We start from the raw sequence: 16,740 nt of genomic DNA, 5'->3' as shown, positions 1-16,740 counted from the left end.
TTCTCATCCTTTCACAGCCCCCTCGGTTATTCCCTGCACGATCCATTTCTGGGCCACCAGTGCGAGAAGTAGGACGGGGAGGGCCGTGATGACCCCGGCCGTGGCGGCCCGCGTGTAGTCCATGGCGAACAGCCCCTGGAAGGAGGCCGTGGTGACCGGCAGCATCGGCGTTTTCGTGCCGGTCAGCACCTTGGCGAGGAAGAAATCACTCCACGCCGTGATGAACGCGAAGATCGCGGTCGCGGTGAATCCCGGCCCGGACAGCGGCAGCACCACCCTGCGAAAGATCCCGATGCGACTGCACCCGTCCACGCGCGCGGCCTTCTCCAGGTTGACGGGAATGGAGTTGAAGAAACTGACCATCATCCATATCACCAAGGGAAGGATGAACGCCGTGTAGGTCAGGATCAAACCGATCCTGGTGTCGAACAATCCCATTCCACGAAGCAGCACGAACAACGGCACCGCCAGCACTATCGCGGGGACGGCCTGCACCGTCATCATGGCCAGCAGCAGCCCCTGTGAGCCCCGGAAACGGAAACGGGCCAGCACGTAGGCGCACAGCGAACCCAGGAGCATGCACAGGGCGGTGGTCGCCGCCCCGACGATGAGAGAGTTCAGCATGGAGGTCAGAAAAGCCTGATCCGTCAGCAGGCTCCGGTAGCTGTCGAAGGTGATGGCGGCGGGATTCAGGTCCATGGGGATGGCACGAAGGTTCTGGGACGGGTAGATGCTGTACACCACCATCCACACGAAGGGCAGCACCAGGTAGATGCAGAGCAGCACCACGAGCACCCGGTGGATCAGCGTTGCCCACCAGCTTCGTTTCATTCCTTCCATTCGGTCACTCCTTCCCCTTGCGGCCGAGGACCAGGACCCAGAACATCGCCACCAGGGTGACGACAACCATGATCGCGAGCGACATCGCCGCCCCGTATCCCCTGTCCAGGTAGCTGAAGGTGGTCAGGTAGGCCAGGAAGTTCACCGTGGTGGTCGCCTCCGCCGGCCCCCCGGAACCACCGGTCAGCACGTAGATGGAATCGAAAACCTTGATGGACCACATCGACTGGACTATGAGCAGGAACATGATGGTCCCTCTCATGTTGGGCAGCAGTATGCGCCAGAACTGTTGCCAGCTGCTCGCGCCATCGATCGTGGCGGCGCGATACATGTTCGCCGGAATTGCCTGCATCGATGCCAAGGCCATCAACGCCAGGAAGGGAGTCAATTTCCAGATCTCGGCGAGGATCAGCACCCCCATGGCCAGGTTCGGGGTCGCGAGCCACTGGATTCGGTCCTCGGTCAGTCCAAGGCCCATCAAAATGTAGTTGATCACCCCGTACGAGCCGTCGAACACGACCTTCCACATGATTCCGTTGACCACCGGCGGGACGGCCCAGGGAACCAGCAGCAGGACCCGTGCGACGGTTCGTCCCCTGAATCTTCTGTTCAGCAGGCTCGCGATCCCGATCGCCAGTCCCACCCCTCCGAAGACCGTGAACACGCAGAAGACAGAGGTCCTGAGCAGCGAGGACTGGAATCCGGAATCGGAGAGCAGGGCGAGGTAGTTTCCCGCACCGACGATTCCGTTGGATGCCGGGGTTTTGTCGTTGACCCGGTAGAACGAGAGCACCACCGCGTACAGCATCGGGTAGACGAACAGGGCACCGATGGTGATGACGGCAGGGGCCGAGGCAATGATCGCGAACCGCCTGTCCTGTCGCTCGGCGGCGGACACCGGAACCCTGTTCATCTCTTCCCCTGTCAGCCGAGGTACTTCGCGATGACCGGCTTGAGCTGTTCCTGGGTCGAGTCCAGGGCGGCCTTGGGCTCGATTTCCTGGTTCATGGCCTTGGAGACCTGCACGGACAGCAGCTGGTCGAGCTCACTGGACCACGGCGTGCCGTAGCGTTTCGTGACGTACTTGGTGCTTTCCTCGTAGGTCTTGACCACGGGAAGCGCCTCGACGGTCGCGGGATCCGCCAGGGTGGCCTTGGACACCGGGAACCAGCCCTCCTTCTCGACGATCTGTTTCTGGGCGACGTTGGAGGATGCGAACTCGAGCCATTTCATGGCCGCCGCCTTGTTCGTGGAGTTGACGTTGATCGCATATCCCTCCGATCCGTCGATGGATGCGGAGCGAACATTGATCCCGGGGATCAGGCCGTTCCCGACCACCCCTGCGGTCTTGGCCCCGGATGCGTTCGCGACGGCCCACTGGAACGACCAGTTGAAGACGATGCTGGTGTTGCCCTGGGCGAACACCTCGACCAGGTCCGAGGCGTTGGTGATCTGCAGTGAGGCCGGGTCCATGACCTTGTGGAGGTGGAGGAGCTCGACCATCTTGGTGAGGCCCTCGACGCCCGCATCGGAGTTGAGCTGCGGATTCCACTGGGCGTCGTAGAGCTCCCCGCCCGCCAGCAGCAGCGCCCTGAGGAAGTTCTGGTAGGCGCCCGCCGGGTTGCCCATGTCGCAGGTGTAGCCGTAGCGCCCGTCGGTGGTGAGGGTCTTGGTCGCGGCCACGAAGGATTCCCAGTTCTCGGGAGCGGCCTCGGGGTCGAGGCCTGCCTGTTTGAAGTGGTCCTTGTTCCAGAACATCGACTGGACGCTCGCGAACTTGGGAAGCCCGTAGATCTTGCCGTTCCAGGAGACCGCGTCGAGCGCCGGCTGGATCAGGTCGGAGGGAACGGCCTCCTTGTCGATCTCCTGGAGCCATCCGGCCTGCCCGAACTCGGCGGACCAGCCCGCCCAGGTCATGATCACGTCGAAGGACGTGTCCTTTGCCGCGAACAGAGTGGCGAAACGATCGTGGAGATCGTTGAAGTTGGCCATCTCGTACGACTTGACCTTGATTCCCGTCTGTTCCTCGAAAACCTTGATGAGTCCGTCCTTGAAAACGGAGTTCGTGTTGTCGTCGAGGATCGTGATCTCCCCGGATGCGGCTCCGGAACCGGAGCTGAGCGGGGCGTTGTCCGTCTGGTTCCCGCCGGTGGGGTTCACGCATCCCCCGAGGGCCAGGGCGCCCGCCGTCAGACCACCGAGCGCGAAGAGCGAACGACGGGTGAGAGAGGCCGTGTTGGAGGTCGTCATTTCTTCATCACCTTTCAACTGATCGCGACGTTGGTTCGGGTCTCGAGGGACTCGTGAAGGGCATGGATGGCACGCGTGACCAGCAGCCCCTGTTCGATCGTCGGATGATCGATCTCCGCTCCGGCGCAGAGATCGATGAAGTCCCGCATCATGTCGATGTGGGGTCCCAGCAGCCGACCGCGCAGATCGGTCTCGGGACCACCCAGGTAACGCACGCTGGACGCGTCGAAGGAGGTCACGCCGGAACGGTCGATCTCGATATCGAATTCCAGTCCCCTGGCCTCCAGGCCGTAGCGGAACTGGAACACGGAGGGACGGGACTCGGGCAGAACCCAGCCGGAGTCCAGGTCGAGGATGGAACCGTCGGAGAGAAGGAAACTGGCGGCTATCCGGTCGTAGGTGTCGATGCCGTCGGGAACCAGCACCTTGCGCACCCCACGGGCGAACACCTCCACGGGCTCCGCCCCGCTGATCCACATGGCCAGGTCGAGGGTGTGGGGCATCAGGAACCACGCCGGTGATGATTTTCCGGCCCACGACAGCATCCTTCGGGGGACGAACTCCGTGTCCTGGAGCAGGACGCGCTAGGCGATCAGCGGGGTTGCCGCCTCGCGCAGCATCTCGCGCACCATCTGGAATTTCGGATTCCAGCGGTTCTCGAAGCCGACCATCACCAGCCCCGATGAGGCCTCGGCCGCCTCGCTGAGCGCCAGCGCATCCGGCAGCGTGGTGGCCAGGGGCTTCTCGAAGAGCACATGAAGACCGGCCCGCAGACCGGCCAAACCGGCCTCCAGGTGAGCGAAGTCCGGCGTCGCAACCACCAGCGCATCCAACCCCTCGGCGATCAGGGCACCCACTTCCTCGTGCACCGGGACCCCGAACCGTTGCGTCAGGGAAACCTTCGCCGTGGGTGACGGATCACAGAAACCGACGAGCACACCCCGCGGGTGTTCCCTGATCACGGACCCGAACATCGAGCCCCGGATCCCGCCTCCGACGACCCCGATTCGAACACCAGCCTCCATGGTCTCCTCCACATCGTTGTGTCGCTCCGCCGTGGAGCGCGGAACGCAGTCTACGCCAGTTTGTTAGAAAGTACTACAAACTTTGGGGACCGTGGATAGGCTGGGGACATGATCGCGGAGGAATCCACCGGGGGATGCGGCTCCGCGCCCGAGGACTGGCTGCTGAATTCCTCCGATGTCGGTTTGGTGAACCGCTTCCGTGTGCTGAAGCTGTTGTACAGGACCGGACCCCTGACACGGGCCGAACTCGCCACTCGTCTCGCAGTCAGCCGGGCAACCGTGAGCGCGGTCGTCCAGCCCCTCATCGAGATCGGGATGCTGACGGAACAGGATGCGCGTGCCTCCGGCGAGAAAGGTGGCAAACCGGCCCGCCCACTGTGGTACGGCACCGCGCTACGTGTCGGCGCCATCTACCTCTCCCCCGACGAGTGCACGGCGGCCACCGTCGGACTCGACGGCCGCATCCACACTTCCCTGCGAATGAACACCGGCCACATCGGCGAGGACGAGCTCCCGGAAACCGTCTTCACGATGGTCACCTCGGTCCTGCGCGGTGAGAAACTGCTCGGCGTGTGCATCGCCTATGCCTGCACCGTCGACTGGCCCACCGGGGAACTGATCGCCAGCTACCGCCGTCCCGGTACCAGCCGCATTCCCCTGGTGAGCCTGCTCCGGGAGGACCTCGGCGTGCCGGTTTTCGCCACACACCATCCCCGCGCGCAGGCCTACGGGGACGCCTGGATGGGGCCGGGGAGAAACCTGAGCTCCTTCTGTTCGGTGTTCACCGGAGAGGTTCTCGGGATCGGGATCTTCCAGGACCACGAAGTGCGTCAGGGAACCCGGGGAGCGGGTGGCGAGGCGGGCCACATGGTGGTGGACATGAACGGGGATCCCTGCGCCTGCGGGCGCCGAGGCTGCTGGGAAACCGTCGCCACTCTGGGCTGGCTGAGGCAGCGCGCCAGGGAAATGGGGTTGCCGGACCCGGAGACGGTGACCTCCGTTCGCCTGATGTGCGAGGCGGAACAGGATCATCGCCAGGAGAACCTCGCCAGGTGGTATGCGAACATGATCGGGCTGGGACTCGCGAACATCGAACAGCTGCTGGGGCTCGGAACCTACATCCTGCACGGAGACGTGGCCCGTGGTGGGGAGCAGCTGAGGATGTGGACGGAGGATGCCCTGGTGACGAACTCCCCCGAACGGGACCCGAAACCACGCATCGTGCTCAGCGCCGAACCCGACCATTCCGTGATCCGGGGCTGCGTGGCCCTGGTCATCACGCATGTGTTCCCATCGACCCCCCGCAAGGGTGGTCGTCCGGTCAACGGCCCCTCCTGACACCCTCCAGGAGTTCTGTCACCAGGGCGCCCAACCGTTTCAGGTCCCCCGGCATGTCCGTCCCGTCGCTCGCCAGGCAACGCACCAGCGCGGAACCGACGATGACCGCGTCCGCATAGGCGCCGACCTCCGCGGCCTGGGCGCCATTGCCGACTCCCAGGCCAACCCCCACCGGCAGGCCCGGATCGATCTCCCGGGCACGAGCGGCGATCACCGGAGCGGCCTGTGACGTGCCCCGGCGCACACCCGTGACCCCCATGACGCTGGTGGCGTACACCCAGCCCCGGCAGGCCGCCATGGTCATGGCGATGCGCTCAGGGGTGCTGGAGGGGGCGATCAGGAAGATCCTGTCGATGCCGTGGGCATCGGTGGCGGCGATCCACTCGCCGGCCTCGTCCGGGGTGAGGTCGGGAGTGATGACGCCTGCTCCCCCGGCGGCGGCGAGGTCGCGGGCGAAAGCATCGGGTCCGTACTGTTCGATCAGGTTCCAGTAGGTCATCACCACAGGGGTCCTGCCGCACGAGGCGACGGTCTCGGCGGCGGTGAAGGCGTCGCGGGTGCGCACTCCCCGGGCGAGGGCCCTGGTGGTGGCGTGCTGGATGACGGGGCCGTCGAGGAAGGGATCGGAGTAGGGCATCCCGATCTCCACCATGTCGGCCCCCTCGCACAGGACGCGGTAGGCCTCGCAGCTCTTCGCGACGTCCGGGTAGCCGACCGGCAGGTAGCCGACGAAGGCAGCCCTCCCCTGGGCACGGCAGGAGGCCAGGATCCTGCCGGAGATTCCCAGGCGGGTGGGGTCCGTGAAGTTGCTCATTCCATCTCTCCCACGACTCGATCGGGTTCACCGGACATTCCGAACCACCTGAAGGCGGTGGAGACGTCCTTGTCACCCCGTCCGGACAGGCACACCAGAATGCGGGGGTGTGCTCCGGGTTGTTCCCCGGCCAGTTTCAGGGCCAGTCGTCTCGCCCCCGCCACGGCGTGCGCGGATTCGATCGCGGGAATGATTCCCTCGGTCCGGGTCAGCAGCCGGAAGGCGTCCATCGCCTCGACGTCGGTGACGGGTTCATAGCCGGCCCTGCCGGTCTCGGCCAGCCATGCGTGTTCGGGACCGACCCCCGGGTAGTCGAGCCCGGCGGAGATCGAGTGTGACTCCATGGTCTGCCCGTCCTCGGTCTGGAGCACGAAGGTGCGGGCACCGTGCAGCACCCCGGGGCGGCCCGCGCCGATCGTCGCCGCGTGACGGCCGGTCTCGATGCCCTCGCCCGCGGCCTCGATGCCGAGCAGGTGTACCGATTCGTCAGGGATGAAGTCGGCGAACACGCCGATGGCGTTGGAGCCACCGCCGACGGCCGCCACCACCCAGTCGGGCAGGCCGCCGTGTTCCTCGAGCATCTGGGCGCGGGCCTCGGTGGAGATCACCCGTTGGAGTTCCCGGACCAGGTATGGGAAGGGATGCGGTCCGCCCACCGTCCCGATCAGGTAGTGGGTGTTCTCGACGCTCGACACCCAGTCCCGCATGGCCTCGTTCATCGCGTCCTTCAGGGTGCGGGACCCGGAGGCCACGGCGTGGACCTCGGCGCCCAACAGCTGCATCCGGGCCACGTTGAGAGCCTGGCGTTCGGTGTCCAACTGCCCCATGTAGATGCGGCACTCCAGCCCGAGCAGGGCGGCCGCCGTCGCGGTGGCGACGCCGTGCTGCCCGGCACCGGTCTCCGCGATCACGCGCGTCTTGCCCATCCGTTTGGTGAGCAGTGCCTGGCCGAGCACGTTGTTGATCTTGTGGGCGCCGGTGTGGTTCAGGTCCTCGCGTTTGAGGAGGATCGTGGCGTTCCCGCAGTGCCTGGAAAAGTTCTCGGCCACCGTCACGGGAGTCGGTCTTCCCGCGTAGTTGCGTTGCAGGTCGGCGAGTTCGGCCCGGAAGACCGGATCGGCCCGGGCAGCCCGGAACTCGGTGTCCAGTTCCGCCAGCGCGGCGTGCAGCGCCTCCGGCACGAAAGTTCCACCGAACCGGCCGAAGTGGCCCTGGGCATCGGGAAGTAGGATCATGCGCAGCAGCCTACTGGTTCCCACGGGTGCGGACATCACCTTCCGAATCGCCGAGACTCCTCGATGCCACCTGGTCCCGATCGCCACAGCCCGCCCGATTCCGGTTCTCCTGCGGATCGCCCGACCCGAACCCTCCCCTGCCCGTTGGAGAACGAGAACCCACCGGTCAGTGGGATCAGTTGACCGATGCGAACTCCTCCACCGCTGCGCGGGGATCACCGCTCCGGACCAGCGCCTCCCCGACGAGGATGGCATCGGCTCCCTCCTGGCGCACCCTTCGGGCGTCGTCGAGGGTGAGAATCCCGGACTCGGCGACCTTGACCCGATCGTCGGGGATGAGAGAAGCGAGCTTCTCGAACCTGTCGAGTTCCACGTCGAGGGTTTTCAGGTCCCGGTTGTTGATCCCGATCACCTCAACCCCGGCGTTCACGGCCCGTTCCACCTCCTCCTCGGTGTGGGTCTCCACCAACGCGGTCATGCCCAGAGCATCGGTCAGGTCCAGGAAGGCCCGCAGCTCCACGTCGCTGAGGGCGGCGGCTATGAGCAACACCAGGTCGGCGCCGTGCACACGTGCCTCGTAGAACTGGTAGGGGTGCACCATGAAGTCCTTGCGGAGCAGTGGGGTCTCCACGGCCTCGCGGATCGCGTCGAGGTCCGTCAGCGAACCGTTGAAGCGCCGTTTCTCGGTCAGCACCGAGATCGCAGCGGCGCCCCCGGCGGCGTAATCGGTGGCGAGCGCCGCCGGATCCGTGATCTCCGCCAGGTTTCCCTTCGAGGGTGAGCGGCGTTTCACCTCCGCCATCACGGAGAGCCCGGAGGCCCTCAGCGCAGGGACCACGGGACGCGCAGGCTCCACCTCACGCGCCAGCTCCAGAAGTTTCTCGAAGGGTTGATCGGCTTGGCGAACGGCCAGGTCCTCTCTGACCCCGGTGATGATCTCGTCGAGCACGGTCATGTTGTTTCTCCCAACTTTGCGGCGCGGCGGAGCGCGGTGATGACGGCGGCCGCCTTGTGTGAACACTCGGCGTCCTCTCTCCCAGGAACGGAGTCGGCGACGATTCCGGCACCCGCCTGGACGTGGGCGATGCCGTCCTTGAGCACGGCGGTGCGGATCGCGATGGCGACATCCGAGTTGCCTGCGAAGTCGAAATAGCCGACCACGCCGCCGTAGAGACCACGGCGGCTGACCTCCAGCTGATCGATGATCTCCATGGCCCGCACTTTCGGCGCTCCGGAAAGGGTGCCTGCGGGGAAGCAGGACAAGGTGGCGTCCAGCGCTGTGCGCCCCTCGGCCAAGCGCCCGCTCACCGCCGCCTCCAGGTGCATGATGTGGCTGTATCGGTGAATCTGCATGAACTCATGGACGGTGACGCTGCCGGGCTCGCAGATCCGTCCCAGGTCGTTGCGCCCGAGGTCCACCAGCATCAGGTGCTCGGCCCGTTCCTTCGGATCCGCCAGCAGCTCGGCCGCCAGTTCCCGGTCCTCCGCCTCGGTGTCGCCCCGTGGTCGCGAACCGGCGATGGGTCGGGTGGTGGCGACGCCGTCCTGAACCGTCACGAGGGCCTCGGGGCTGGAACCCACGACCGCGAACCCCGGCAGCCGCAACAGGTACAGGTAGGGACTGGGGTTGGTGAGTCGGAGGGCTCGGTAAACCTCCAGCGCATCGGATTCGGTGGGCACGTCGAAGCGTTGCGAGACCACCACCTGGAAGGCCTCCCCCGCCTCGATCTCGGCGATGGTGTCCCGAACCGCCTGCTCGTACTCGGCCGGGGTGCGTTGACGCCTGATCTCGAGGTCGGCCAGGCCGTCGCGCGCCGGTTCCACCAAGGAGGGTACCGGCTCGCTGAGCCGTCCGGCCATCTCCTCGATACCGGTCAGCGCCTCGTGATAGGCCCGTTCCACGCCCTCGTCGGTGCCGTCGTAGTTGATGGCGTTGACGATCAGGTACACCTCGTGCGTCCTGTGGTCCAGAACCGCGACCTGGGACGCGAGCATCATCACGAGTTCGGGAAGCCCGAGGTCGTCGACGCAGTTGTCCGGCAGTGTCTCCAGGCGTCGTACGACGTCATAGCCGAGGTAGCCGACCATTCCGGCGTGGAACGGCGGCAATCCCTCGGTGGCCGGGGTGGCGAGTTCGACGAGGGTCTGCTGCAGGACACCGAGCGGGTCACCGTCACCGATGCCGGTCAGTTCCCTACCCAGCCAGACGGCCTTCCCGTCACGCTCCGTGAGGGTGGCGGCGCAGCGCACACCGACGAAGGAGTACCGGGACCACACCCCTTCCGATGCGGACTCCAGCAGGAAGGTTCCCTCACGCGCCCCGCACAGGGTGGCGTACAGGCCGATCGCGGTGAGGTGATCTGCCAGCAGACGGGCATGGACAGTGATCACACGTCGGGTCCTCGCCAGCTCGGTGAACTCGGCGAGGGTCGGCGAGATGTTCAGCATTCGGCATCGCTTCCGGTCAACTCGGTGAAGAAACAGGTTGGATTGCCCGTGTGGCAGGCGACCCCGGTCTGTTCGACGCGTAGCAGCACCGTATCGCCGTCGCAGTCCAGATGAACGGAGACCACGCGCTGGACATTGCCCGAGGTTTCCCCCTTGACCCAGTAGACCTGACGGCTGCGGGACCAGTATGTGGCCCGCCTGCTCGTCAAGGTACGGGCCAGGGCCTCCTCATCCATCCAGGCCAGCATCAGCACCTGCCCCGAGGAAACATCCTGGACGACTGCCGGAACGAGCCCGTCGGCGTTGAACCGCACCCGGGCGGCCACGTCCTCACGCAATCTCATGGCGCCATTCTTCCCGCAACCTCTGGGCCTGACCAACCCGAAAGGCCGTGGAAGTGCCACAGAAGTTCCGAGCCCCCTGGAAACGAGGTGCTCGTCAGGGACCTCGGCGAGAGAATCCGGCACGATCGCACGTTCGCCACGAGGTTCACCGGGCGGGATGCGTCAACCGCTGCTGCTTTCGGAACCGGGGAAGTCGTCCGGGGCGAGGGGACGAACGCTGCGCCGAGTTGCACACCACTGGCTACCCGAGGCCTGGCGCCCGGACCTCGTCGGTGGTACTGGTGCTGGGGCAACAGAGTGAGGTCTGTGATGTCGAGTTGTCAGCGGAGGTCGCGCCTGGGAAGATCGGCAGGGTTGGGTTTCGGGCGTCGGGTCAGCCGGACCAGGACGAGAACACCCCATGCGACCAGCATCACGGATGCGAGGACGACCCCCGCGGCCGGAGGGAGGAACCCGAGAACGACCTCCTGGTCCCGCATGCTCACGGAAATGATCAGCAGAGCGCCCGCCATGGTTCCGATCAGCCAGCCCACCAGGTACAGGGGCATGTCGCCAGGCCCTGCGGTGGGCGCAGGAGTGAAGGTCCGGGCGTAGTCCCGGGGGCTCCCGAAGGCCTGCCGCGGCGAGGTGCCACTGTCGGCCGTGTGGGATTCGACGCTCCAGACGGCCTCCTGGACCTGTTTCTCGTCCACGCCCCGGAAGCGAAGATGGCGTGCGAGTTCTGCCGTGTACTTGTCCGTTTTCTCACTCATCATGGTCGGCCTCTCCGTCGAGGATCCGCGTCATCGACCGAGACAGTGCGTCCCATTGGGTTCGTTGCCGGGACAGGAGCCCCAGGCCGGCCTGCGTCGGCCGGTAGTACTTCCTTGCCGGGCCCCGCTCGGCGGTCCGCCAGCTACCCGTCACGAGCCCCTTGGTCTCCAGGGTCCGCAGGGCCGGGTAGAGGGTCCCTCCTGGAATGGCTCCCCAGCCGTGTTTTTCGAGTTCCTGTGCGATGCCGTACCCGTGGAGGGGACTGCGGCCGAGGATCCCGAGGATCGCTGCGGAGAGCAGGCCCCGTTGCCACTCCGGGGGCCACGCACTGGTTGTCATGCAGTCAGTGAATCACCTATCTATGTAGATTGTCAATCTATTTCGAAAATAGGCTTCCTCGGTCGTTGTCAGCGGACACGGAGGCGCCGGGTTGGTCCGCCCCGCTCAAGGACGGCCCGGGTGGCTCTCGCCGACGGGTTGCGTTTCTCCGGTGAATTTGCCATGCTTCTCCGCGGCGTCAAGGAAGGCGCCGAACCCGGTTCGCCGGGTGAGCGAGAGGTTGGATCATGCGAGGAAAGCAGTTCGGTCGCGGCATCGCGGCGCGTCTGCTGCGTCCTGCCGCTTCAACCCACCCCACGAACTCCGCACAGTCCCGCTGAGTTCCGGGGCACGGAGCCCTCTCGCCCGGTTTTCCCACATGCCTCGCCTCCGAGAGGTCTCTGGTTGCCCCTGTCAACATTTCGAGGATCCGTGGGTGCTGCCCACCCGCGGACCCTCCCGCACCAGGAGAACCATCATGTCCATCTACCCGGTGCCGCTGAGCGGCACCGTGAACACCCTCATGTGGGCCGACGAGACCGGCATCGAGGAGGCCGCGATCAGGCAGCTCCGCAACGTCTCCGCCCTACCGTGGACCCACGGGCTGCGCGTCATGCCCGACGTCCACTACGGGAAGGGGGCCACCGTCGGATCCGTGATCGCCATGCACCAGGCGGTGGCCCCCGCCGCGGTCGGTGTCGACATCGGCTGCGGCATGACCGCGGTGCGCACCAACCTGGGTCCCGACCGGCTTCCCGATGATCTCGGACGGCTCCGCCGCACCATCGAACGGGGCGTCCCGGTCGGGAACGGGGCGCACGGGGACCACTCCCCCACCATCGACCGGCACGGCAGGCTGAAGCGCCGGTTCAAGGAGATGCGGGAGGGCTTCGAGTCGCTGCAGGCCCGTAGGCTCGCGCGCTCCTTCGGGAGGCTCGAGACCAAGGCCGTGAACCAGATCGGCACGCTCGGTGGCGGCAACCACTTCATCGAACTGTGCGCCGGGGACGACGACCGCATCTGGGTGACCCTGCACTCCGGCTCCCGCGGCATCGGCAACCGGCTGGCACAGGAACACATGGAGGTCGCCCAGTCCCTCACCCACAACAAGGGCCTGGTGGACCGGGACCTGGCCGTGTTCCTGAGCCACACCCCGCAGATGGAGGCCTACCTCCACGACCTGTGGTGGGCGCAGTCCTACGCGCTGCTCAACCGTGACGTGATGCTCGCCAGCATCTGCGACGACCTCTCGCGGCACATCCCCCGGATCGCCTTCGAGGATCCGATCCGCTGTCACCACAACTACGTGGCCGTGGAGACCTACGACGACCTGGAGCTGATCGTCACCCGGAAGGGGGCGATCCGGGCGGGGAAGGGCGACCTGGGTGTGATTCCCGGTTCGATGGGAACCGGCTCGTACATCGTGCGGGGGCTCGGCAACCCGGCCTCCTACGAGTCGGCCTCGCACGGCGCGGGCCGGAGGATGTCACGCAGCCAGGCCAAGCGGCGGTTCACCACCGAGGACCTGGCCGAGCAGACCCGAGGGATCGAGTGCCGCAAGGACCCCGGCGTGATCGACGAGATCCCGGCCGCATACAAGGACATCGACGAGGTGATCCGGGCGCAGTCGGATCTGGTCGAGGTCGTGGCACGGCTCCGGACCCTGCTGTGCATCAAGGGCTGAACCGGGGGTCGCCCCGGATGCCGTCCGCCGAGGCGAGGCCATGCCCCGAGCCCGTAGGCTTGGGGCATGAGCCTTGCTTCCCGGCAGCGCGAGTCGCTGTGCGATCTGATGTCCGAACTCGGGCCGCTGGCCCCCACCAGGTGCGACGGCTGGAACGTCGGCGACCTGGCCGCGCACCTGTGGATCCGGGAGCACAAGCCGGCCTCTCTTCCCGGGATCGGCTCGAAGCGGTTCGCCGAGCTCACCGAACGCATCCAGATCGAGGCCCTGCACCTGAAGGGATTCCCGGCCCTGGTCAGGGAGCTGCGCCGCCCGGGTTGGGTGATGCGCCCGCTCGACGGCATCGTCAACGCGGTGGAGTTCTTCATCCACCACGAGGACGTGCTGCGCGCGAACGGCCGGACCCAGTACCTCACCGAGAGGGACCAGGCGGAATTGCTGCGCACCGCCCGGGTGCTGGCCTTCCGGGCGCAGCGCGCCTGGGGTGGGCAGCTCATCCTGGTCCCCACCGTCGGCGAGGTCATCCGTCACGGCAGGGGCAACCGGCCGCTGCGCCTCGCGGGCCCGCCCTCGGAGCTGCTGCTGTTCCTGACGGGCAGGGAGGCCGACATCCAGATCACGGCCGAACCCGAGACCGTCGAGGAGTTCCGGAAGGCCGTCGGCGGCCTGTAGAGGCCGGGGTCCGGCCGGTCAGGTCAGTCTCTCCATCAGCAGTTCACGGACCCGGGCGGCATCGGCCCGGCCCTTCATGGCCTTCATGACCTGACCGATGAGTGCCCCCACCGCCTGGTGTTTGCCGCCGCGGATCTTCCGGGCCACGTCCGGGTTCGCGGAGATCACGTCCTCGACGGCCGCGTTCAGCGCGCCGTCGTCGGAGACCATCTTCAGGCCACGCCCGGCGACCACGTCGCCGGGCCTGCCCTCGCCCGCGATCACACCGTCGAACACTGCGCGCGCCAGCTTGTCGGTCAGCTCACCCGCGTCCACCATCGCCTGGGTTTCCGCAACATCCGCCGGGGTCACGCCGAGTTCCTCCAGCTCAACACCGGCCTCGTTGGCCCGGCGGGCCAGTTCGCTCAGCCACCATTTCCGGGCCGACTGCGGGGAGGCCCCCGCGGCCACCGTCGCCTCGATCAGGTCCAGGGCCCCCGCGGCCACGACGGAGGCCATGGTCCTGGCGTCGATGTCCCATTCCGCCGCCAGGCGCCTGCGGCGCTCGGCGGGAGGTTCGGGAAGCGTGGCGCGCAGCTCCTCGATCCACTCCGCGCTGGGCGCGACGGGCACGAGGTCCGGTTCGGCGAAGTAACGGTAGTCCTGCGCCTCCTCCTTGGAGCGGCCGGGACTGGTGGAACCGTCCCCCTCGTGGAAGTGCCGGGTCTCCTGCGTGACCCGTCCCCCGTCGGCGAGGATCGCGGCCTGGCGGCGCATCTCGAAGGTCACGGCCCGTTCGATGGAGCGCAGCGAGTTCACGTTCTTGGTCTCGGTGCGGATTCCCAGTTCACCCGACCCCCTGGGGGCCAGTGACACGTTCGCGTCGCAGCGCAGCGACCCCTGTTCCATGCGCACGTCCGAGACGTCGAGGGCGCGCATCAGGTCGCGCAGGTGGGCGACGTAGGCGCGCGCCACCTGCGGGGCCCGCGCCCCGGTGCCGAGGATGGGCCGGGTGACGATCTCGATCAGCGGCATGCCCGCCCGGTTGTAGTCGATGACGGAGTGGTCGGCCCCGTGGATGCGTCCCGTCGCCCCGATGTGGGTCAGTTTGCCGGCATCCTCCTCCATGTGCGCGCGTTCGATCTCGACCACGAAGGTCTCCCCGTCGACCTCCAGTTCGACCCGGCCGTCGAAGGCTATTGGTTCGTCGTACTGGGAGGTCTGGAAGTTCTTGGTCATGTCCGGGTAGAAGTAGTTCTTCCGCGCGAACCTGCCCCACGGCGCGATCCGGCACCCGAGCGCCAGGCCGATGCGGATCGCGGATTCGACGGCTTTCGCGTTGACCACGGGAAGCGCGCCCGGCAGGCCGAGGCACACGGGGCAGGTCTGGGTGTTCGGTTCCGCCCCGAACTCGGTGGAGCAGCCGCAGAACATCTTCGATTTCGTGTTGAGTTCGACGTGAACCTCCAGCCCAAGCGCCGGGTCGTAGTTCTCGATGACCTCGTCGAAGTCCATCAGGTCCGTCATCACCACACCGCCCTCGTTCCGTCGAGGGGCCTCGCCCGCTTGAGCAGCGGCCCCTCCATCTTGTCCTCCAGGGTCGCCTCGATGAAACCACCCACCCGGTAGAGCCGGTCGTCGGCCAGCGGGGGTGCTATCACCTGCAACCCGACGGGAAGTCCCTCCTCGCTCAGCCCGACGGGGAAACTCGCCGACGCGTTGCCCGCGAGGTTCGACGGGATGGTGCACAGGTCCGCCTTGTACATCGCCATCGGGTCGCTGGTGCGCTCCCCCAGCCTGAACGCGACGGTCGGTGTGGTGGGCGAGACCAGCACGTCGCACTCGGCGAAGGCCGCCTCGAAGTCGCGGGCCACGAGGGTGCGGACCTTCTGGGCGGATCCGTAGTACTGGTCGTGGTAGCCGCTGGACAGGGCGTAGGTGCCTATGATGAGCCGGCGTTTGGCCTCGCGCCCGAAGCCCTGCCCCCGGGTGAACGAGGTCACGGCCTCCATGTCGCGCGACCCGTCGTCGCCGAGTCGCAGCCCGTAGCGCACCGCGTCGAAGCGCGCGAGGTTGCTGGACAGTTCCGCCGGCATGATCAGGTAGTAGGCGGCCAGGGCGTACTCGAAGTGCGGGCAGGTGACCTCGACCACCTCGGCACCGCCGTCGCGCAGCCACTGGACGGCCTCGGCGAAACGGGCCTCGACGGCGGCGTCGTAGCCCTCACCGCCGAGTTCCTTGACCACACCGATCCTCAGCCCCCTGACCTCGCGGCGGCGCGCCGCCTCCGCCAGCGGGGGCAGCGGCTGGGCGATGGACGTGGAGTCCATGGGGTCGTGGCCGCCCATGACCTCGTGCAGCAGCGCGGCGTCCAGGACGTTGCGGGTGACGGGGCCGGGCTGGTCCAGGCTGGAGGCCATCGCCACCACCCCGTAGCGCGAGATCCCGCCGTAGGTGGGTTTCACGCCGACGGTGCCGGTCACGGCTCCGGGCTGGCGTATGGAACCCCCGGTGTCGGAGCCCAGGGCGAGCGGGGCGAGGCAGCCCGCCACCGCGGCCGAGGACCCTCCCCCCGAACCACCGGGGATCCGATCGAGGTCCCACGGGTTGCGGGAGGGCCCGAAAGCGGAGGTCTCGGTGGAGGAACCCATCGCGAACTCGTCCATGTTGGTCTTGCCGAGGATGATCAACCCGGCCTGTTTGAGGCGCGCGATGACCGTCGCGTCGTAGGGCGGGATCCAGCCATCCAGGATGCGGGAACCGCAGGTGGTGGGCAACCCCTTGGTGCAGAAGTTGTCCTTCACCGCGATGGGGATCCCCGCCAGCGGACCGAGTTCCTCGCCTCTGGCCCGGCGCGCGTCGATCGCGGCCGCGGCATCCAGGGCGCCCTCGGCGCCGACGTGCAGGAACGCGTTGAGTGCCGGGTTCACGGCCTCGATCTGGTCGAGGTGGGCGCGGGTCAGTTCGACGGAGGTCACCTCACCCGACGCGAGCAGGTCGGCTTGTTCGTGGGCCGTCCTGGTGATGATCTCGGTCACTG

At 66.9% G+C, this 16,740-nt stretch carries 17 protein-coding genes; 3 read left to right on the top strand and 14 right to left on the bottom strand.

Features of this window, described 5'->3' with window-relative positions; genetic code table 11:
- Window positions 1-3: 3 nt before the first annotated feature.
- The 5 genes from E0E39_RS06440 to E0E39_RS06420 are packed head-to-tail and all read right to left on the bottom strand — an operon-like array spanning window position 4 to window position 4,115.
- Window positions 4-840 (bottom strand): carbohydrate ABC transporter permease, encoded by an 837-nt coding sequence (locus tag E0E39_RS06440; protein WP_130873992.1) that lies wholly within the window; start codon window positions 838-840, stop codon window positions 4-6.
- A gap of 4 nt (window positions 841-844) precedes the next feature.
- Window positions 845-1,753: a carbohydrate ABC transporter permease gene (locus tag E0E39_RS06435; RefSeq protein WP_130873991.1), complete on the bottom strand. Its 909-nt coding sequence runs from the start codon at window positions 1,751-1,753 to the stop codon at window positions 845-847.
- Window positions 1,754-1,764: 11 nt separating this feature from the next.
- A complete protein-coding gene (locus E0E39_RS06430) occupies window positions 1,765-3,090 on the bottom strand; it encodes a sugar ABC transporter substrate-binding protein (protein WP_130873990.1) in 1,326 nt (441 codons plus the stop codon).
- A gap of 14 nt (window positions 3,091-3,104) precedes the next feature.
- The gene (locus tag E0E39_RS06425; RefSeq protein WP_425470615.1) at window positions 3,105-3,635 is read right to left on the bottom strand and encodes a Gfo/Idh/MocA family oxidoreductase; all 531 of its coding nucleotides are present in this window, start codon (window positions 3,633-3,635) and stop codon (window positions 3,105-3,107) included.
- 39 nt (window positions 3,636-3,674) lie between these two features.
- Window positions 3,675-4,115, bottom strand: a complete 441-nt coding sequence (locus tag E0E39_RS06420) for a Gfo/Idh/MocA family protein (RefSeq protein ID WP_130873988.1) — start codon at window positions 4,113-4,115, stop codon at window positions 3,675-3,677.
- 108 nt (window positions 4,116-4,223) lie between these two features.
- On the opposite strand from E0E39_RS06420, the gene E0E39_RS06415 reads away from it, so the two are divergent.
- The gene (locus E0E39_RS06415) at window positions 4,224-5,453 is read left to right on the top strand and encodes an ROK family transcriptional regulator (RefSeq protein ID WP_130873987.1); all 1,230 of its coding nucleotides are present in this window, start codon (window positions 4,224-4,226) and stop codon (window positions 5,451-5,453) included.
- Here the strand turns inward: E0E39_RS06415 and trpA are convergent.
- The 7 genes from trpA to E0E39_RS06380 all read right to left on the bottom strand — a co-directional run bounded on the left by trpA (window position 5,437) and on the right by E0E39_RS06380 (window position 11,386).
- Window positions 5,437-6,267: a tryptophan synthase subunit alpha gene (gene trpA, locus E0E39_RS06410; protein WP_130873986.1), complete on the bottom strand. Its 831-nt coding sequence runs from the start codon at window positions 6,265-6,267 to the stop codon at window positions 5,437-5,439. The genes E0E39_RS06415 and trpA overlap by 17 nt on opposite strands.
- Window positions 6,264-7,502 (bottom strand): tryptophan synthase subunit beta, encoded by a 1,239-nt coding sequence (trpB, locus tag E0E39_RS06405; RefSeq protein ID WP_207302440.1) that lies wholly within the window; start codon window positions 7,500-7,502, stop codon window positions 6,264-6,266. The genes trpA and trpB overlap by 4 nt, the downstream gene beginning before the upstream one ends.
- A 175-nt stretch (window positions 7,503-7,677) precedes the next feature.
- Window positions 7,678-8,457 carry an indole-3-glycerol phosphate synthase TrpC gene (gene trpC / locus E0E39_RS06400; RefSeq protein WP_130873984.1) on the bottom strand — a complete coding sequence of 260 codons (780 nt, stop codon included), beginning with the start codon at window positions 8,455-8,457 and terminating at the stop codon, window positions 7,678-7,680.
- On the bottom strand, window positions 8,454-9,950 hold the full coding sequence (locus tag E0E39_RS06395) for an anthranilate synthase component I (protein ID WP_130873983.1): 1,497 nt from the start codon (window positions 9,948-9,950) through the stop codon (window positions 8,454-8,456). Before E0E39_RS06395 ends, trpC begins: the two co-directional genes overlap by 4 nt.
- The gene (gene hisI, locus E0E39_RS06390; RefSeq protein WP_130873982.1) at window positions 9,944-10,294 is read right to left on the bottom strand and encodes a phosphoribosyl-AMP cyclohydrolase; all 351 of its coding nucleotides are present in this window, start codon (window positions 10,292-10,294) and stop codon (window positions 9,944-9,946) included. The genes E0E39_RS06395 and hisI overlap by 7 nt, the downstream gene beginning before the upstream one ends.
- Before the next feature lie 320 nt (window positions 10,295-10,614).
- Window positions 10,615-11,046, bottom strand: coding sequence for an HAAS signaling domain-containing protein (locus E0E39_RS06385; protein WP_165444664.1), 432 nt, complete (start codon window positions 11,044-11,046; stop codon window positions 10,615-10,617).
- Window positions 11,039-11,386 (bottom strand): PadR family transcriptional regulator, encoded by a 348-nt coding sequence (locus E0E39_RS06380; RefSeq protein WP_130873980.1) that lies wholly within the window; start codon window positions 11,384-11,386, stop codon window positions 11,039-11,041. The genes E0E39_RS06385 and E0E39_RS06380 overlap by 8 nt, the downstream gene beginning before the upstream one ends.
- A 457-nt stretch (window positions 11,387-11,843) precedes the next feature.
- Between E0E39_RS06380 and E0E39_RS06375 the strand changes: the two genes are divergently transcribed.
- Both E0E39_RS06375 and E0E39_RS06370 read left to right on the top strand, forming a co-directional pair.
- Complete coding sequence (locus E0E39_RS06375; protein ID WP_130873979.1) at window positions 11,844-13,049, top strand: RtcB family protein; 1,206 nt, start codon at window positions 11,844-11,846, stop codon at window positions 13,047-13,049.
- A 66-nt stretch (window positions 13,050-13,115) separates the two neighbouring features.
- The gene (locus E0E39_RS06370) at window positions 13,116-13,721 is read left to right on the top strand and encodes a maleylpyruvate isomerase family mycothiol-dependent enzyme (RefSeq protein WP_130873978.1); all 606 of its coding nucleotides are present in this window, start codon (window positions 13,116-13,118) and stop codon (window positions 13,719-13,721) included.
- Window positions 13,722-13,739: 18 nt separating this feature from the next.
- On the opposite strand, the gene gatB is transcribed toward E0E39_RS06370, so the two are convergent.
- Window positions 13,740-15,227 (bottom strand): Asp-tRNA(Asn)/Glu-tRNA(Gln) amidotransferase subunit GatB, encoded by a 1,488-nt coding sequence (gene gatB, locus E0E39_RS06365; protein ID WP_130873977.1) that lies wholly within the window; start codon window positions 15,225-15,227, stop codon window positions 13,740-13,742.
- Window positions 15,227-16,738, bottom strand: a complete 1,512-nt coding sequence (gene gatA / locus E0E39_RS06360) for an Asp-tRNA(Asn)/Glu-tRNA(Gln) amidotransferase subunit GatA (protein ID WP_130873976.1) — start codon at window positions 16,736-16,738, stop codon at window positions 15,227-15,229. Before gatA ends, gatB begins: the two co-directional genes overlap by 1 nt.
- Window positions 16,739-16,740 lie beyond the last annotated feature (2 nt).

It is taken from the genome of [Pseudopropionibacterium] massiliense (assembly GCF_900607225.1).
In the GTDB taxonomy this organism is placed as follows: domain Bacteria; phylum Actinomycetota; class Actinomycetes; order Propionibacteriales; family Propionibacteriaceae; genus Arachnia; species Arachnia massiliensis.
The sequence above is the reverse complement of the archived record's forward strand: the minus strand, read 5'-3'. Positions and strand labels throughout refer to the sequence as shown.

Excerpts from the sequence above, each read along its gene's own strand:
- E0E39_RS06440 (WP_130873992.1), bottom strand. The coding sequence starts at position 840 with ATGGAAGGAATGAAACGAAGCTGGTGGGCAACGCTGATCCACCGGGTG.
- E0E39_RS06435 (WP_130873991.1), bottom strand. The coding sequence starts at position 1,753 with ATGAACAGGGTTCCGGTGTCCGCCGCCGAGCGACAGGACAGGCGGTTC.
- E0E39_RS06430 (WP_130873990.1), bottom strand. The coding sequence starts at position 3,090 with ATGACGACCTCCAACACGGCCTCTCTCACCCGTCGTTCGCTCTTCGCG.
- E0E39_RS06425 (WP_425470615.1), bottom strand. The coding sequence starts at position 3,635 with ATGCTGTCGTGGGCCGGAAAATCATCACCGGCGTGGTTCCTGATGCCC.
- E0E39_RS06420 (WP_130873988.1), bottom strand. The coding sequence starts at position 4,115 with ATGGAGGCTGGTGTTCGAATCGGGGTCGTCGGAGGCGGGATCCGGGGC.
- E0E39_RS06415 (WP_130873987.1), top strand. The coding sequence starts at position 4,224 with ATGATCGCGGAGGAATCCACCGGGGGATGCGGCTCCGCGCCCGAGGAC.
- trpA (WP_130873986.1), bottom strand. The coding sequence starts at position 6,267 with ATGAGCAACTTCACGGACCCCACCCGCCTGGGAATCTCCGGCAGGATC.
- trpB (WP_207302440.1), bottom strand. The coding sequence starts at position 7,502 with ATGATCCTACTTCCCGATGCCCAGGGCCACTTCGGCCGGTTCGGTGGA.
- trpC (WP_130873984.1), bottom strand. The coding sequence starts at position 8,457 with ATGACCGTGCTCGACGAGATCATCACCGGGGTCAGAGAGGACCTGGCC.
- E0E39_RS06395 (WP_130873983.1), bottom strand. The coding sequence starts at position 9,950 with ATGCTGAACATCTCGCCGACCCTCGCCGAGTTCACCGAGCTGGCGAGG.
- hisI (WP_130873982.1), bottom strand. The coding sequence starts at position 10,294 with ATGAGATTGCGTGAGGACGTGGCCGCCCGGGTGCGGTTCAACGCCGAC.
- E0E39_RS06385 (WP_165444664.1), bottom strand. The coding sequence starts at position 11,046 with ATGAGTGAGAAAACGGACAAGTACACGGCAGAACTCGCACGCCATCTT.
- E0E39_RS06380 (WP_130873980.1), bottom strand. The coding sequence starts at position 11,386 with ATGACAACCAGTGCGTGGCCCCCGGAGTGGCAACGGGGCCTGCTCTCC.
- E0E39_RS06375 (WP_130873979.1), top strand. The coding sequence starts at position 11,844 with ATGTCCATCTACCCGGTGCCGCTGAGCGGCACCGTGAACACCCTCATG.
- E0E39_RS06370 (WP_130873978.1), top strand. The coding sequence starts at position 13,116 with ATGAGCCTTGCTTCCCGGCAGCGCGAGTCGCTGTGCGATCTGATGTCC.
- gatB (WP_130873977.1), bottom strand. The coding sequence starts at position 15,227 with ATGACGGACCTGATGGACTTCGACGAGGTCATCGAGAACTACGACCCG.